The sequence below is a fragment of the Bacillus sp. LR_5 genome (assembly GCF_042709275.1).
In genome coordinates this window covers 1-15,116 of record NZ_JAVAXX010000157.1, presented here as the reverse complement: position 1 = coordinate 15,116, position 15,116 = coordinate 1, and the positions used below count along the sequence as shown (strand labels likewise).

The window sequence follows — 15,116 nt, the reverse complement described above, 5'->3', positions numbered from 1 at the left end:
TGATGATGAATGGTTTCGTTTTTTTGAAGTGAACATTATGAGCGGGGTAAGGCTGACACGCAAATATTTGCACAACATGATAGAGAAAAAAGAAGGGCGTGTGATTTTCATTGCCAGTGAAGCGGCGATTATGCCGTCACAGGAAATGGCCCATTACAGTGCGACAAAAACGATGCAGCTGTCCATTTCCCGCAGTTTGGCGGAGCTGGCAACCGGTACGAATGTCACGGTCAACACCGTCATGCCGGGCTCTACCTTAACAGAGGGTGTGGAAACAATGCTGAATTCGCTTTATCCTGGTGAAAACCTGACTGTTCAAGAAGCTGAGGCACGTTTTATGAAAGAAAACCGGCCGACATCCATTATTCAAAGACTGATCCGTCCGGAAGAAATCGCCCACTTCGTTACATTTTTAAGCAGTCCGCTTTCCTCTGCGATCAATGGCGCGGCACTTCGGGCGGACGGCGGTTTGGTCCGCAGTGTCTTTTAAACCTCTCCTTTTGGGAGAGGTTTTTTTATATGATGTTGATTTCCATAAATTGCTGTCGTATAATTTTGGTACCAATATAGTTTTTTTAGTACCGGAAGCGAGGGGATTGATTTGGAAAAAAGAATTCTTGAGGAAACCATCCGGCTGATCAGGCAGAAAGGATTTTCATTTACGATGAATGATTTGGCGGCAGCGCTGGGAACGAGCAAGCGGACGCTCTATGCGCATTATTCATCAAAAGACAAACTTGCGGAAGCGGTTGTCGAGCAATTTATCGCAGAGATGAAGCAAATGGAAAGAGACATTTATGAGAATGAAAGTTTAGATGTGCTTGAAAAAGTGAAAAAAATGCTGATCGGTCTTCCGCAGGGAATGGAACTTCTGAACATGGGATTATTAAGTGAACTGAAGAAATACCATTACGAAGCGTGGCTTACATTAGATACGTTTATTAAGGAAGAATGGACGGTTGTCCTAGAGTTATTAAACGAGTGCAAACAGCAAAAAAGAATCAGAAACATCAACCCGGACTTGTTTGTTCATATGTATATAGGAAGCATCAACCAAGTGTATGACCCTGAATATCCGCTCAAACATCAATTCACGACAGGAGAGGTTCTTGAATCAATTGTAGATGTATTGTTTAACGGCATAACAGCTGATGAGGAGGCTGATGCGACGTGAATTGGGTGTTTCTATGCTTAGCGATTCTGTTTGAAGTTGCCGGGACGGTCAGCATGAAGCTATCGTCAGGTTTTACAAAGCTTACTCCCAGCGTGCTGTTGATTTTCTTTTATGGCGGCAGTCTCTTCTTTCTGACGCTTACGCTAAAATCCATTGATGTATCTGTTGCTTATGCTGTATGGTCAGGGATGGGAATTGTCCTGATTACAGTCGTTGGTTTTTTGTTTTTTCAAGAACATGTTAGTGTCATGAAACTCATTTCAATTGGATTGATTATTGCCGGTGTTGTGTCTTTAAATCTGATCGAGCATGCTGCGGTGTCTGAGCCGGTACATAAAAGCGGGCAGTACAAATGAGATATATGAAACTGTTTTTTCTCGTGACTGATATCGGTTTTATCTTGTACTGGCTGTCAGCCGGGTTTTCACTGATACCGGAAAGCTGGGCTTTTAAACACCATGACCATCCGTTTATGATCGCCTGGAACTGGTCTTTTTTCCCGCTGGATATCTTAATCTCTTTAACAGGGTTGTACAGCTTGTACTTACATCGGGTGAATCGTGCTGACTGGAAGCTGATGGCGCTGATTTCACTTGTGCTGACCTGTTGTTCAGGCCTTCAGGCGATTTCATTCTGGACATTCAGCAGGGACTTTGATCTTGTTTGGTGGCTGTTTAACGGATATCTGTTAATTTATCCTTTATTTTTTATTCATCTTCTCTTAAAGGAGAGTAATGCAACAAAGCAGTGCTGACAGGCACTGTTTTTATGTTTGTAAAAAACCTTTGTTTTCTGAAAAGTGAAACGATATAATATGTAATATATTGCATATTATCTGTCAGGAGGATGTACGTTGGCGACTCAAAAACAACGGATGTACGGATTTTTTATGGTCATTGTTGGAGCTGCTTTTTGGGGATTATCGGGAACTGTTGCCCAGCATTTGTTTGAAACAAGTGATGTGTCGGTAGAGTGGCTTGTCACCGTGCGTTTGCTTTTATCTGGCTTGCTTCTGCTGATGATCATATCTGCCGGTAAAAACAGACGTGCTGTGTGGGAGATATGGAAAGATCAAAAATCGGCTATCCAGCTGATTGTTTTCGGGATTGTCGGCATGCTGGGCGTTCAGTATACATTTTTAGCTTCAATCGGAACTGGAAATGCAGCTGTAGCTACGCTTCTTCAGTACTTGGCACCCGTTATGATTGTGCTGTTTATGCTTGTGACACGGAAGAATTCCTTTCAGTCTGCAGATATTTGCGCACTTGTGCTGGCTATGGGAGGCACTTTTTTATTGCTGACCAATGGAAGTATTAATAATTTAACCGTCTCGCCTTTGTCTGTCATATGGGGCTTGCTTTCTGCTGCGGCTCTTGCCTTTTATACGCTGTACTCCAGTTCTCTCTTGAAAAAATGGGGATCTGCTCTCGTCATTGGCTGGGGAATGCTGATCGGAGGCATTGGCATGAGCTTTATCCATCCCCCATGGGACGTTGATGTACAGGGATGGACGATTTCTGAGAACGTATCAGTCGGTTTTATTGTCATTTTCGGAACGCTATTGGGTTTTTATATGTATTTGACAAGCTTGAAATACTTATTTCCGCAAGAAGCGAGCATGCTTGGGTGCTCTGAGCCGGTTGCGGCAGTGGCATTCTCCATTCTGTGGCTCGGTGTGTCCTTTGGATTATATCAAGCGGCAGGAGCAGCATGTATTTTGGTAATGATTTTTGTTTTATCGCAAAAGAAGAGTGCCGGCAAATCGGCGACGTTAAAAAAACAAACCAATATTCAGAGGTGATGCTTTTATGCCAATCCCGTCAAATACCCCGAAGCCTGTCAGGCAGACAGCTAAAACGATTGCATTGGAACAAATTCAAAAATGGATCGTGGAAGGCATTCTTGCTCCTGGAGAAAAAATCAATGACGACGAGTTAGCGAAAGCGCTTGGCGTCAGCAGAACGCCAGTCAGAGAAGCTCTGCAATTATTGGCAGTACAAGGCTTTGTTGAAATGTCACCGGGGAAAGAAACAAGAATTTCACAAATTGAAAAAAACGATGTTTTCAAGGTGTATCCGCCAATGGCGGCTCTGCAATCCACCGCTGCCGAACTGGCTATTGAAAACATTCAGTCATCCCACTTGGAGGAGATGGCGGCGATCAATCAGCAAATGAAGGCGGCTATTGACCGAAATGAAATCTATGAAGTGCTTGGGCTTGATAAAACGTTTCATGATGTCATGATTGATGCGGCCGATAATGAATATATCCGCAATTTCACATCTGTTCTTCATATGCATATTCTTCGGCTCGAATATCTTTTTTTCAAATCGCCGCAAAATTCGATTGAAGAGCATGAACAAATCATTCAGGCATGTAAGGAGAAGGATCGAAAAAAAGCGGCCGAGCTGACGTACAGCAACTGGATCAAGCCAATTCAGGATATTGCGAATAAATTGATGTAAGACAGGCAGAGACGGTACGGTCTCTGCTTTTTTAACGTTTTTGGGGCATACTATAGCGGATAAACGGGAAGAGTTCTACACATTCATTGAAAAGGATTTTGTCATATGAACAAGACTGCTGAGAACAATCAAAGAACCATGCCAAGCATCGTGAAAGATGCCTTTCGCATTCATGCACATCCCTTTCCATGGAAAAAGGCAATCGGATCAGGCATCGCTTCGGGGTTTCCTGTGCTGATCGGCGCATTGGCGGGTCACACGGATTACGGTTTAACTGCAAGCATCGGGGGCTTTGTTTATTTATATGCGGGCGGTGAAGCGTATAAAAAGCGCGCTTTGAAGCTGCTCTTGGTTTCCATTGGGATCGCCCTTTCATTTGGATTAGGCACACTTTTGTCCGATACGGTTTGGATGATGGCGGCTGTCCTGGGGCTGATCGGTGCAGCGGCGATGTTTATTTTTAGCGCGCTCGGTATACAAGGCCCTGCGCCGATGTTTTTTGTCCTTGCTTTTTTAGTTAGCTCAGGGCTGCCGGCCGACCCTTCACAAGCGCTGTTTAGAGCGGGATTGACGTTTCTCGGCGGCATTTTCGCCATGAGTATCGCCTTAATCGGGTGGTTATGGAACAAACATGGACCGGAGGAGGCAGTGCTGCAAAAAACATACCATCAGCTGGCAGCATGTCTTTCGGCCGTTGGGACGTCAGGATTCCATAACGCGCAGCATCAGACGGTGCTCATGCTCAGAACAGCTCGTCAAACGGTTCTCGGCAAGGGGAACAGGCGGAAAAAATCACAGCATGATGAACGATTTTTCCGCCTGCTCGAAAAAGCTGACGACATATTCCTTGCCATCATTCATTTTTCAGCTGAAACGCCAGACGGAGAGAAGGCACAGATTGAAAAGGCACTCCGCCAAACCGGAGATATGCTTGGGCATGCCCGTGTTTCCAGTGCATTTCAGATTAACGAGAATGAATCAGAGCCAAGCCGGAAGCTGTTTGGAGAAATCAATGAGGCTTTGCATATCGCTTTAGGGCGGTTTGATAAGCAGCTGGACGGGGAACCAAGCCGCCTGCCATCCTCTTTCTACTTTTTGAGAAATGCCTTTGACTGGCAGTCTCCCGTTTTGATACGGTCGTTAAAGTACGGGATTGTGCTGTTTGCCGCCGATATGTTTGCCCTTACATTCGGTTTTGCACGCTCCTATTGGATTCCGCTTTCGGCAGCAGCGGTCATGCTTGGCACTACTGTTGTCTTTACGCTTCACAGGGCCATTCAGCGTTCGGCCGGAACTGTGATCGGTGTGGGGCTGGCAGGCGCAATCCTGTTTGTTAAACCGGGCGGTGTTTATATTGCGTTATGTATTGCAGCGCTGCAATGTCTTCTTGAGATGCTGATTGTCCGCAATTATGCGCTGGCCGTGCCTTTTTTGACCGCAAATGCGCTTGTCATTACAGAAAGCATGCATGGCGGTGCGGACGGCGGTTATTTTATGATAGCGAGGCTGATGGATGTAGCTGTTGGCAGCGTGATCGGACTATTGGGAACGATGCTTTTGTGGAGGCGATTTTCAACGAAGCGGCTGCCTGAACTGATGCGGGACGTAATCCGGATGGAAGGGCTGTTTATGGAGAAACTGTTAACCGGGTTGAAAGCAGACGAACACAAGTTAAGGGTGAGCCTGGTCAGGCTTCGGGATGCGTATGACAAGGCGCTTGGGGAATTTCCCAATACTCATGCGGATGCGCTTTGGCCTGCCATTTCCGGTGCTCAGCACTTAGGGTATTATTTGCTCTCGGCACAAGCCCATCATCGACCGCCTGCTCCGTTTTCTGAAGAAGAGATGAAGCAGCTAAGGGCATTTTTTGAACAGGCTGAACAATCCGCTTTGATGAAAAGGATGCCTGCGGACATACAAGTACCGAATGTTCCTTATTATCCGCGGATCAGCAAGGAGCTCTCTGCACTGTATTCCGGCTTGCGGACCGCTTTTGAAAAGTGAACAGTTTGGAAGAGTTAAATAATCTTTAATTCGAGATATTTTACTTGAAAGTAATTTTTGTTGTCTCTATAATAAAGCGTAAGAGAGAAAGAATAATGGCAGTGCATCTGTATGATAATAATTGATGTGTGATTTTTAAAAACGAAAGGGCTGGTTAAAATGGCAAAAGTATTGTATATCACTGCTCACCCGCATGATGAAGCAACTTCTTACAGTATGGCAACAGGTAAAGCATTCATTGAATCTTACAAAGAAGCGAATCCAAATGATGAAGTTGTACATATTGATTTGTACAATGAAGACATCCCGCACATTGACGCAGATGTTTTCAGCGGCTGGGGCAAGCTTCAATCAGGAACAGGCTTTGAAGAGCTTTCTGAAAGCGAAAAAGCAAAAGTCGGCCGTCTGGGAGAGCTTAGCGATCAATTTGTATCTGCCGATAAGTACGTATTCGTTACTCCTTTATGGAACTTCTCATTCCCGCCAGTAATGAAAGCGTATCTTGATTCTGTTGCAGTTGCAGGAAAATCATTCAAATACACTGAACAAGGCCCTGTCGGATTGTTAACTGATAAAAAAGCGATTCATATCCAAGCACGCGGAGGCTACTATTCAGAGGGTCCTGCGGCTGAAATGGAAATGGGCCACCGCTACATCGGCATCATGATGAACTTCTTCGGTGTACCATCCTTCGATGGCATTTTCGTAGAGGGACATAATGCGGAGCCTGATAAAGCACAGCAAATTAAAGAAGACGCGATTGCGCGTGCGAAAGAAGCAGGAAAAACATTTTAATGAAAAAGCCTCCCCTAATTAATGGGGAGGCTTTTATTTAGTGCTCCAGCATAATGGTTCGTTTCTCTTCACTGCTTTTCATCGCGGCTTCAATGATGCGGATGACATCAATACCTTCCTCAGCGGTGACTGGCAGCGCTGCGCCTTCCCGTATGCTTTCCGCTATTTTGCGGTAATAGGTAAGGTAGGAGCCATTTACTGATGGGATGGTTTCTGTTTTTTTGTCCGTGCCATGAACGGTTGTCAGCTGTCCATAATACTCCGGATCATCCGCGCCCCAGCTGTCATCCTCCGGTTTTCTTCCCGCTCTGAGTGCGTCTTCCTGTCCGTCGATTCCGTATTTTATAAAGCTGGAATGCTGTCCGTGGATTTGATAACGAGGGCCGTTTGCCGGAACGATCGATCCTCCGTATAGAATGGCTTGGAGCTTGCCATAATCTAGAGTTAAATGAAAATAGTCAACTGTTTCGGCATTTTCACGCTGGGCCATCACGTTTGCAGTAACGGCTTTAGGCATCCCGAACAAATGCAGTGCTTGGTCTATGATGTGGGAGCCGAGATCATACAGCGTACCAGTGGCAGCGCCTTCTTTTTCACGCCACCGTGCTTGAACCTCAGGTCTGTAGCGGTCATAGGAGACTTGATATGTATTGATATCTTCAAGCGATCCGTCAGCGATCAGCTTTTTAATCGTTAAAAAGTCGTTATCCCAGCGTCGGTTATGATATACGCTTAACAATACACCTTTTTCATCAGCAGCCTTCTTTAATTTCTCCCCCTCTTCGGCCGTTGCTGTCATCGGTTTTTCCATCACAACATGTTTTCCGGCCTGTATGCATGCCATAGCATGCTCGTAATGAAGGCCGCTCGGGGTGGTGACGATGACAAGCTCAATGGCCGGGTCATTTGTGATTTCCTCAAGCTCATGCACAACTTCAGCATCCGGAAAATCCCGTTTCACTTCTTCTGTCCGCGATGTCATGACTTTGCTGATGTGATACTCATCCAGAACAGCAAGCAGCGGTGCGTGAAACACAGAACCAGAAAGTCCGTACCCTAATATCCCAACCTTTATCGTATCCACTTTTCTTCTCCCCTTTAAAAGCGTTTTTACAAGAAGTATATACCCTCCTGATCAAATGGTAAAACCTAACTGATTCATTTTTTGCCGCGGCATGCTTAGACAACAGTTTGGACAATCAGTATAATGGGAATTAATATAAGGAACAGAGGTGTACGTATGGAGAAACATAACGAACATAAAGCATTAAACCATAAAAGCTCGAAAGAAAAGGATCAAATCACAAACCGGCTGAAGCGGATAGAGGGCCAAGTCAGAGGCATTCAAAATATGGTGGAAAACGATAGATATTGTGTAGATATCCTTGTGCAGATTTCGGCTGTTCAGGCGGCAATGAAAAATGTGGCGCTTCACTTGCTTGAGGACCACGCCCATCATTGTGTAGCAGATGCCATCAAAAGTGGAGACGGGGAACAGGCCATTTCTGAGCTTTTGGACGTATTTAAAAAGTTCACAAAATCATAAAGTCTTTTTTTATTGTAATACCCTACGGGGGTATGGTAGGATGAAAACAGAAAGAATAAACAGGAGGAATTCATATGGAACAAAAAACATTGCAAGTTGAAGGAATGTCTTGTCAGCACTGCGTCAAAGCAGTGGAAACGAGCGTAGGAGAACTGGATGGCGTCAGTGCTGTTCATGTCAACCTAGAAGCGGGAAAAGTCGATGTTTCGTTTGATGCTGACAAAGTATCAGTCAAAGACATTACGGATGCGATAGAAGATCAAGGCTATGATGTAGCCGATTGATTCAAGGTATCGCGCCTTTATGAAGGCGCGATATTTCTTTCATTTTTATATACCCCCCGGGTGTATATAAAGGAGTGAGTATGTTGAGTGAACAAAAGGAAATCGCGATGCAGGTATCTGGGATGACCTGTGCGGCATGTGCATCCAGAATTGAAAAAGGCCTCAAGCGGATGCCGGGTGTCACAGATGCCAATGTCAATCTGGCAACCGAAACGTCAAATGTCACCTTCGATCCTGCTGAAACAGGGGCTGCAGCGATTCAGGAAAAAATTGAAAAGCTGGGCTATCACGTCATAACAGAAAAAGCTGAATTCGATATTGAAGGCATGACCTGTGCGGCCTGCGCAAATCGGATTGAAAAGCGGCTTAACAAAATAGAAGGCGTCACCAATGCTCCTGTAAACTTCGCTCTAGAAACCGTTACAATCGAGTACAATCCAAAAGAAACGTCTGTCACCGATTTCAAAGAAGTGGTAGATAAGCTGGGATATAAGCTTCAGCCCAAGGGCGATGAGGAACGTGAAGCAGCAGCTTCTAAAAAGAAAGAAGAACGGAAGCAAACGGCGAGACTGATTTTTTCAGCGGTTCTATCATTCCCATTGCTTTGGGCGATGGTGAGCCATTTTACGTTTACATCGTTCATTTGGGTGCCGGATATTTTCCTCAATCCGTGGATGCAGTTTGCGCTGGCGACACCAGTCCAGTTTCTGATCGGCTGGCCGTTTTATGCGGGGGCGTATAAGGCGCTCAGAAATAAGAGCGCCAATATGGATGTATTGGTTGCGCTTGGAACGTCGGCTGCTTACGCTTACAGTCTTTATCTTACGATTCAAAGCGTTGGTTCCCATGGGCATACAGATGGTCTTTACTATGAAACAAGCGCAATTTTGCTGACGTTGATTTTATTAGGCAAGCTGTTTGAAACAAAAGCAAAGGGTCGTTCTTCGGATGCCATTAAGAAGTTGATGAAGCTTCAAGCGAAAACAGCGACTGTCGTAAGAGACGGACAGGAGCAAATCATTCCAATTGATGAAGTGCTTGTCAATGACATTGTTTACGTCAAACCGGGCGAACGAATTCCTGTCGACGGAGAAGTAGTTGAAGGCCGCTCGGCAGTAGATGAATCGATGATTACAGGAGAAAGTCTTCCTGTTGACAAAAATCCAGGTGACAGCGTGACAGGTGCAACCGTCAACTCAAACGGCTTCCTGAAAATCAAAGCTGTCAACGTTGGAAAGGATACGGCACTTTCTCATATCATCAAAATTGTCGAGGAAGCACAAGGATCAAAAGCGCCGATCCAGCGTCTCGCTGATCAGATTTCCGGCATTTTTGTACCCATCGTATTGGGGATTGCCGTTCTCACTTTCCTCATTTGGTATCTTTGGGCGGCTCCCGGCGATTTTGCCGAAGCGATCAGTAAGTTTATTGCCGTTCTCGTCATTGCCTGCCCGTGCGCCTTGGGCCTTGCCACTCCGACGAGCATTATGGCTGGATCTGGGCGCGCTGCTGAATTCGGGATCCTTTTTAAGGGCGGCGAGCATTTAGAAAAAGCACATCATCTCGATACGATTGTTCTCGATAAAACCGGAACTGTGACAAACGGGAAGCCGCGACTGACAGATGCCATTCCGTTCGGCCGTTTTGAAGAAACAGATCTGCTTCAATTTGCGGCGGCAGCTGAATTGGGATCGGAGCATCCGCTCGGTGAAGCGATTGTTGCCGGAGTGAAAGAAAAAGGGCTTGAGATACCGAAGATGACCCGCTTTGAAGCAAAAATCGGCGCAGGCATTTTGGCTGAAGCCGGAGGAAAAACCATTCTCGTCGGCACAAGAAAGTTAATGGAGAGCGAACAGGTTGAGCATGGAGCCCTTCTTGCCCAAATGGAAGAACTTGAGGCAGAAGGGAAAACAGTTATGCTTGTCTCCATTGATGGTGAAGCCGCGGGCGTTGTAGCGGTTGCCGATACGATAAAAGACACGTCACGGGCGGCAGTAGCCCGTCTGAAAGAGTTGGGCCTGGATGTCATCATGATGACAGGAGACAACCGCAGAACCGCTGAAGCCATCGCCAGGGAAGCGGGGATTACGAGTGTCATTGCGGAAGTCCTTCCTGAACAAAAGGCAGCAGAAATTTCCCGCTTGCAAAAAGAAGGCCGCCAGACGGCCATGGTAGGCGATGGAATTAACGATGCGCCGGCGCTTGCCACTGCCGATATCGGCATGGCGATTGGAACAGGCACGGACATTGCTATGGAAACAGCAGACATTACGTTGATTCGCGGCGACCTGAACAGCATTGCCGACGCAATCCGCATGAGCAGACTGACAATGAAAAACATTAAACAAAACTTATTCTGGGCGCTTGGCTATAACAGCCTCGGCATCCCAATCGCGGCGCTCGGATTTTTAGCGCCATGGATAGCGGGAGCAGCAATGGCGTTCAGTTCCGTTTCCGTTGTTCTGAATGCGCTGCGTCTGCAGAAAGTAAAATAAAAACCGGCTATATGCCGGTTTTTGTTTTACATTGACACTTTCTTGGAAAACGACATATAATAGATGTAACCGATATATGAGTATGTGCTCATATATAAAAACAATACCAACACTCATTGATACGCTTTGAAGAGGGAACCCTAAATCGGAAGGTAAGGTGAGACTAGTGAAACAGGAATACGTTCTGGACGGTTTGGATTGCAGCAATTGTGCTCAAAAAATCGAAAATGGAGTCAAAGGCATAAAAGGCATTGACGGATGCGCGGTAAATTTTGCGGCAAGCACCTTAACTGTCTCAGCCGATGGGAAAGAAGAGCAATGGGTCACCAATAAAGTGGAGAAAAAAGTAAAATCAATCGATCCGCATGTATCGGTTCGTCAAAAGCATAAAAAGAAATCAGCTGATGACGGCTATCGTAATCGAATGATCAATATGCTGATCAGAATGGCAGCGGCTGTCATTCTCGGGGCAGTGGCATATTTGGTTCATTCCGAAACAATCGAATTTTTCCTTTTTCTCGCTGCCTATTTGATCATTGGCGGTGACATTATCATCCGTGCAGTCAAAAACATCAGCCGCGGTCAGATATTTGATGAGCATTTCTTAATGGCTCTTGCCACGATCGGCGCTTTTCTGATTCAGCAATACCCTGAAGGCGTCGCAGTTATGCTGTTTTATCAAATCGGTGAGCTTTTTCAAGGAGCCGCTGTCAGCCGGTCCAGAAAATCAATCAGTGCGTTAATGGACATCCGGCCTGATTACGCCAATGTCAAAACAGAGAACGGCATCGAACAGGTTTCTCCGGAGGACGTAAAAACAGGAGACATCATTGTAGTCAATCCGGGAGAAAGCATACCCCTTGACGGTAAGGTCGTGCAGGGATCAGCGATGGTTGATACGTCTGCTTTGACAGGTGAGTCCGTTCCGAGAAAAGCTGCAGAAGGACAAGATGTGATGTCAGGCTTCATCAATCAAAACGGCGTTCTGCATATTGAAGTCACAAAGGGCTACCAAGAGTCTGCAGTATCAAAAATATTAGACTTGGTTCAGAATGCGAGCAGCCGTAAAGCCCGGACAGAAAACTTTATCACGAAGTTTGCTAAGTATTATACACCTGCTGTTGTGATCATCGCGGTATTGCTGGCCTTTGTCCCGCCGCTTGTTCTTCCTGGCGCCGCATTTTCTGATTGGGTGTACCGCGCACTTATTTTCTTAGTGATTTCTTGTCCATGTGCGCTTGTTGTCTCTATTCCTCTTGGTTTCTTCGGCGGAATCGGAGCAGCCTCAAAGGCCGGAGTACTTGTGAAGGGAAGCAATTATTTAGAAGCCTTGAATCAAGTCAAATATGCTGTGTTTGATAAAACAGGAACATTAACAAAAGGCAGCTTTGAAGTGACAGAAATCAAACCTGCTGAAGGATTTACAAAGGAAAGTTTACTTGAAGCGGCGGCATATGCTGAGCTTCATTCCCAGCATCCGATTGCCGAATCTGTGCGTAAAGCTTACGGGAAAATGCTCTCCTCTGACGCAATAGAGTCATATGAGGAAATATCCGGCCACGGCATTTTTGCAAAAGTAAATGGAACAGAAATCCTTGCTGGAAATAAAAAGCTCATGGAAAGAGAACAGATTGAGAGCGTCCCGGATGAATATGCCGGAACAATCGTACACATTGCTGTTGATCAACGCTATGCCGGAGCAATCATCATAGCGGATGAAGTAAAAGAAGATGCAGCACAGGCGATTGCTGATCTGAAATCGTTTGGAATCAAACAGACAGTTATGCTGACAGGTGATTCGAAACAAACGGGAGAAGCCGTCGGAAAACAGCTTGGCATCGACGAGGTATATGCGGAGCTGCTGCCGCAGGATAAAGTCGCACGGGTCGAAGCATTAGAAGCCAAGCTTTCGCCAAATGAAAAACTCATTTTTGTCGGTGACGGCATCAATGATACGCCGGTGCTTGCGCGCGCAGATATCGGAGCGGCCATGGGCGGCCTTGGCTCAGACGCCGCGGTAGAAGCCGCAGACGTCGTGCTGATGACAGATCAGCCGTCAAAAATAGCAGAAGCGATTCGGATTGCGAAACGGACACGGCGAATCGTGTGGCAAAACATCGGCTTTGCTTTAGGTGTGAAAGCGATCTTTCTCATTCTTGGAGCATTTGGAATTGCAACCATGTGGGAAGCGGTTTTCTCAGATGTCGGCGTTACACTGCTCGCTGTGGCAAACGCGATGCGCGTCATGCGTCTCGAAAACAGATAAATTGTCGGAGAGAATTCATTTTTTCGGGGTTTTCTTATAGGCACTTGTCTTGTTAAAATAAAGAAGTGGGTCTATTGCGATCCGCTTCTTTTTTTAATTTTAAAACGATGAGGTGTCGGAGTGAAAAAGAAACAGCAGTCTTCTGCGAAATTCGCGGTCATCCTTACGGTTGTGGTTGTTGTCTTGCTAGCAGCCATTGTCATCATTAATAACAAAACGGAACAAGGCAATGAAGCGGTTTCCGGACAGCCGTCTATCAAAGGCCAGCCTGTGCTTGGCAAGGATGATGCGCCGGTAACTGTAGTAGAATTCGGAGATTACAAATGTCCGTCTTGCAAGGTGTTTAACAGTGACATCTTTCCAAAAATACAAAAAGACTTTATTGATAAGGGCGACGTGAAATTTTCCTTCGTGAACGTCATGTTCCATGGAAAAGGTTCGAGATTAGCGGCTCTTGCATCAGAAGAAGTATGGAAAGAAGATCCTGACTCTTTCTGGGCATTCCATGAAAAGCTGTTCGAAAAACAGCCGGACACAGAACAGGAATGGGTAACCCCAGCTGTTCTCGGTGATCTTGCCAAAAGCACCACAAAGGTAAAACCTGAGACGCTCAAGGACAATCTTGATAAGGAAACATTTGCTTCTCAAGTGGAAAAGGACTCAGACCTTAATCAAAAAATGAACGTAAACGCAACACCAACGATTTACGTAAATGATAAAGTGATCAAAAATTTTGCGGATTATAATGAAATCAAAGAAACGATAGAAAAAGAGCTGAAAGGGAAGTAATCATATGAAAAATAGAATTGTATTTTTATATGCTTCCTGGGTTGTGGCTCTTGTCGCTATGCTGGGCAGCCTGTATTTCAGTGAAATCAGAAAGTTCATTCCATGTGAACTGTGCTGGTACCAGCGTATCCTCATGTATCCGCTCGTCCTGATTTTAGGCATCGCCACCTTTCAAGGAGACACACGCGTGAAAAAATATGTGCTCCCCATGGCGATTATCGGAGCATTTATTTCGATCATGCACTACTTAGAGCAAAAAGTGCCCGGCTTTACCGGCATTAAGCCGTGTGTAAGCGGTGTGCCGTGCTCAGGCCAATATATTAACTGGTTTGGTTTTATTACCATTCCATTCCTGGCCCTGATTGCTTTTATCCTGATTATTGTATTTATGTGTCTGCTGAAAGGCGAAAAATCTGAATAACAAAAAAGCGCCCGCGTATGCCGGGCGCTTTTTAAATTTCGCAAACTCATGTCCATCAGCAATAGCGGTATTCCCTCTAAATTTATCTTTTTTTATCGTGAAAATGTTATTGATTTTACGCTTGAGCGATTATAAAATCTAGAGGTCGTCAGAAAATTTAACAAACATAAAGGGAGTCATCAGAATGGCTTGGGAGCTGCTCAGTGTGATAGGCATCATTGCGTTTGCAGTCAGCGGCGCAATTGTTGCGATGGAAGAGGAATATGATATTTTAGGAGTTTATATATTAGGGATTGTCACAGCTTTTGGAGGCGGAGCGATCCGCAATTTGCTGATCGGTGTTCCGGTGTCAGCACTATGGGAGCAGGGAGCATACTTTCAAATCGCGCTCTTATCCATTACGATTGTATTTCTGTTCCCGAAGCTGCTGCTGAAGCATTGGAATAAGTGGGGAAATTTATCAGATGCGATCGGTCTCGCAGCCTTCGCCATCCAAGGTGCACTGTATGCCGTCAAAATGGGCCATCCGCTTAGTGCTGTCATCGTGGCTGCGGTGCTGACGGGAAGCGGCGGCGGAATCATCCGTGATCTTCTTGCCGGACGCAAACCGCTTGTGCTGAAAGCAGAAATTTATGCAGTCTGGGCGGCTCTCGGCGGTTTAATCGTCGGCTTGGGCTGGCTGGGAAACTCATTTGGCTTGTACGTCCTGTTTTTCGTGCTCGTTGTTTGCCGCGTTTGTTCTTATATGTTTAATTGGAAGCTGCCAAACCGTTCTTTTCGTTTAGATAACTAACATCAAAAAAACCGATTTCAATTTGAAATCGGTTTTTTTGCATATAAATAACCCAAACCTTGATTGATATTGGGTGAATGTGCT

General features: G+C 45.6%; 16 protein-coding genes. 15 read left to right on the top strand and 1 reads right to left on the bottom strand.

Translation table 11 applies throughout. The features are described from left to right. From RAC86_RS24320 to azoRB, 8 genes are all read left to right on the top strand, one after another. On the top strand, nt 1-490 hold a 490-nt coding region (locus RAC86_RS24320), incomplete at its 5' end, for an SDR family NAD(P)-dependent oxidoreductase (protein WP_377886096.1). Between the two features lie 111 nt (nt 491-601). Continuing rightward, entirely contained in the window at nt 602-1,174 is a 573-nt protein-coding gene (locus RAC86_RS24315; RefSeq protein ID WP_061187926.1) for a TetR/AcrR family transcriptional regulator, read from the top strand. Continuing rightward, complete coding sequence (locus RAC86_RS24310) at nt 1,171-1,530, top strand: DMT family transporter (RefSeq protein WP_014115165.1); 360 nt, start codon at nt 1,171-1,173, stop codon at nt 1,528-1,530. Before RAC86_RS24315 ends, RAC86_RS24310 begins: the two co-directional genes overlap by 4 nt. Continuing rightward, nucleotides 1,527-1,928 (top strand): YvaD family protein, encoded by a 402-nt coding sequence (locus RAC86_RS24305; RefSeq protein ID WP_014115164.1) that lies wholly within the window; start codon nt 1,527-1,529, stop codon nt 1,926-1,928. Before RAC86_RS24310 ends, RAC86_RS24305 begins: the two co-directional genes overlap by 4 nt. Before the next feature lie 99 nt (nt 1,929-2,027). After that, complete coding sequence (locus RAC86_RS24300; RefSeq protein WP_072565268.1) at nt 2,028-2,975, top strand: EamA family transporter; 948 nt, start codon at nt 2,028-2,030, stop codon at nt 2,973-2,975. Nucleotides 2,976-2,982: 7 nt separating this feature from the next. Further along, on the top strand, nt 2,983-3,639 hold the full coding sequence (locus RAC86_RS24295) for a GntR family transcriptional regulator (protein ID WP_014115161.1): 657 nt from the start codon (nt 2,983-2,985) through the stop codon (nt 3,637-3,639). A 105-nt stretch (nt 3,640-3,744) separates the two neighbouring features. Next, nucleotides 3,745-5,643 (top strand): FUSC family protein, encoded by a 1,899-nt coding sequence (locus tag RAC86_RS24290; protein ID WP_072565267.1) that lies wholly within the window; start codon nt 3,745-3,747, stop codon nt 5,641-5,643. Nucleotides 5,644-5,802: 159 nt separating this feature from the next. After that, nucleotides 5,803-6,438, top strand: a complete 636-nt coding sequence (azoRB, locus tag RAC86_RS24285; RefSeq protein ID WP_014115159.1) for an FMN-dependent NADH-azoreductase AzoRB — start codon at nt 5,803-5,805, stop codon at nt 6,436-6,438. Nucleotides 6,439-6,475: 37 nt separating this feature from the next. Here the strand turns inward: azoRB and RAC86_RS24280 are convergent, their stop codons facing one another. Next, the gene (locus tag RAC86_RS24280; RefSeq protein WP_072565266.1) at nt 6,476-7,561 is read right to left on the bottom strand and encodes an oxidoreductase; all 1,086 of its coding nucleotides are present in this window, start codon (nt 7,559-7,561) and stop codon (nt 6,476-6,478) included. A 117-nt stretch (nt 7,562-7,678) separates the two neighbouring features. Here RAC86_RS24280 and csoR point away from each other — a divergent pair, with 117 nt between their 5' ends. The 7 genes from csoR to RAC86_RS24245 all read left to right on the top strand — a co-directional run bounded on the left by csoR (nt 7,679) and on the right by RAC86_RS24245 (nt 15,032). Then, nucleotides 7,679-7,984 (top strand): copper-sensing transcriptional repressor CsoR, encoded by a 306-nt coding sequence (csoR, locus tag RAC86_RS24275; RefSeq protein ID WP_014115157.1) that lies wholly within the window; start codon nt 7,679-7,681, stop codon nt 7,982-7,984. Nucleotides 7,985-8,058: 74 nt separating this feature from the next. Then, nucleotides 8,059-8,268, top strand: coding sequence for a copper chaperone CopZ (gene copZ, locus RAC86_RS24270; protein ID WP_014115156.1), 210 nt, complete (start codon nt 8,059-8,061; stop codon nt 8,266-8,268). A gap of 83 nt (nt 8,269-8,351) precedes the next feature. After that, complete coding sequence (copA, locus tag RAC86_RS24265) at nt 8,352-10,763, top strand: copper-exporting P-type ATPase CopA (RefSeq protein WP_072565265.1); 2,412 nt, start codon at nt 8,352-8,354, stop codon at nt 10,761-10,763. Between the two features lie 157 nt (nt 10,764-10,920). Next, nucleotides 10,921-13,029: a heavy metal translocating P-type ATPase gene (locus RAC86_RS24260; protein ID WP_152024354.1), complete on the top strand. Its 2,109-nt coding sequence runs from the start codon at nt 10,921-10,923 to the stop codon at nt 13,027-13,029. Nucleotides 13,030-13,149: 120 nt separating this feature from the next. Then, nucleotides 13,150-13,818, top strand: a complete 669-nt coding sequence (bdbD, locus tag RAC86_RS24255) for a disulfide bond formation protein BdbD (RefSeq protein WP_072565263.1) — start codon at nt 13,150-13,152, stop codon at nt 13,816-13,818. 4 nt (nt 13,819-13,822) lie between these two features. Beyond that, nucleotides 13,823-14,239, top strand: coding sequence for a disulfide oxidoreductase (locus RAC86_RS24250; protein ID WP_003235152.1), 417 nt, complete (start codon nt 13,823-13,825; stop codon nt 14,237-14,239). Between the two features lie 184 nt (nt 14,240-14,423). Next, a complete protein-coding gene (locus RAC86_RS24245) occupies nt 14,424-15,032 on the top strand; it encodes a trimeric intracellular cation channel family protein (protein ID WP_003219999.1) in 609 nt (202 codons plus the stop codon). Nucleotides 15,033-15,116: the final 84 nt, after the last annotated feature.

Bases quoted from the DNA above. Each gene is read 5' to 3' on its own strand.
- RAC86_RS24305 (WP_014115164.1), top strand. From the start codon at position 1,527: ATGAGATATATGAAACTGTTTTTTCTCGTGACTGATATCGGTTTTATC.
- RAC86_RS24295 (WP_014115161.1), top strand. From the start codon at position 2,983: ATGCCAATCCCGTCAAATACCCCGAAGCCTGTCAGGCAGACAGCTAAA.
- RAC86_RS24290 (WP_072565267.1), top strand. From the start codon at position 3,745: ATGAACAAGACTGCTGAGAACAATCAAAGAACCATGCCAAGCATCGTG.
- azoRB (WP_014115159.1), top strand. From the start codon at position 5,803: ATGGCAAAAGTATTGTATATCACTGCTCACCCGCATGATGAAGCAACT.
- csoR (WP_014115157.1), top strand. From the start codon at position 7,679: ATGGAGAAACATAACGAACATAAAGCATTAAACCATAAAAGCTCGAAA.
- copZ (WP_014115156.1), top strand. From the start codon at position 8,059: ATGGAACAAAAAACATTGCAAGTTGAAGGAATGTCTTGTCAGCACTGC.
- RAC86_RS24250 (WP_003235152.1), top strand. From the start codon at position 13,823: ATGAAAAATAGAATTGTATTTTTATATGCTTCCTGGGTTGTGGCTCTT.
- RAC86_RS24245 (WP_003219999.1), top strand. From the start codon at position 14,424: ATGGCTTGGGAGCTGCTCAGTGTGATAGGCATCATTGCGTTTGCAGTC.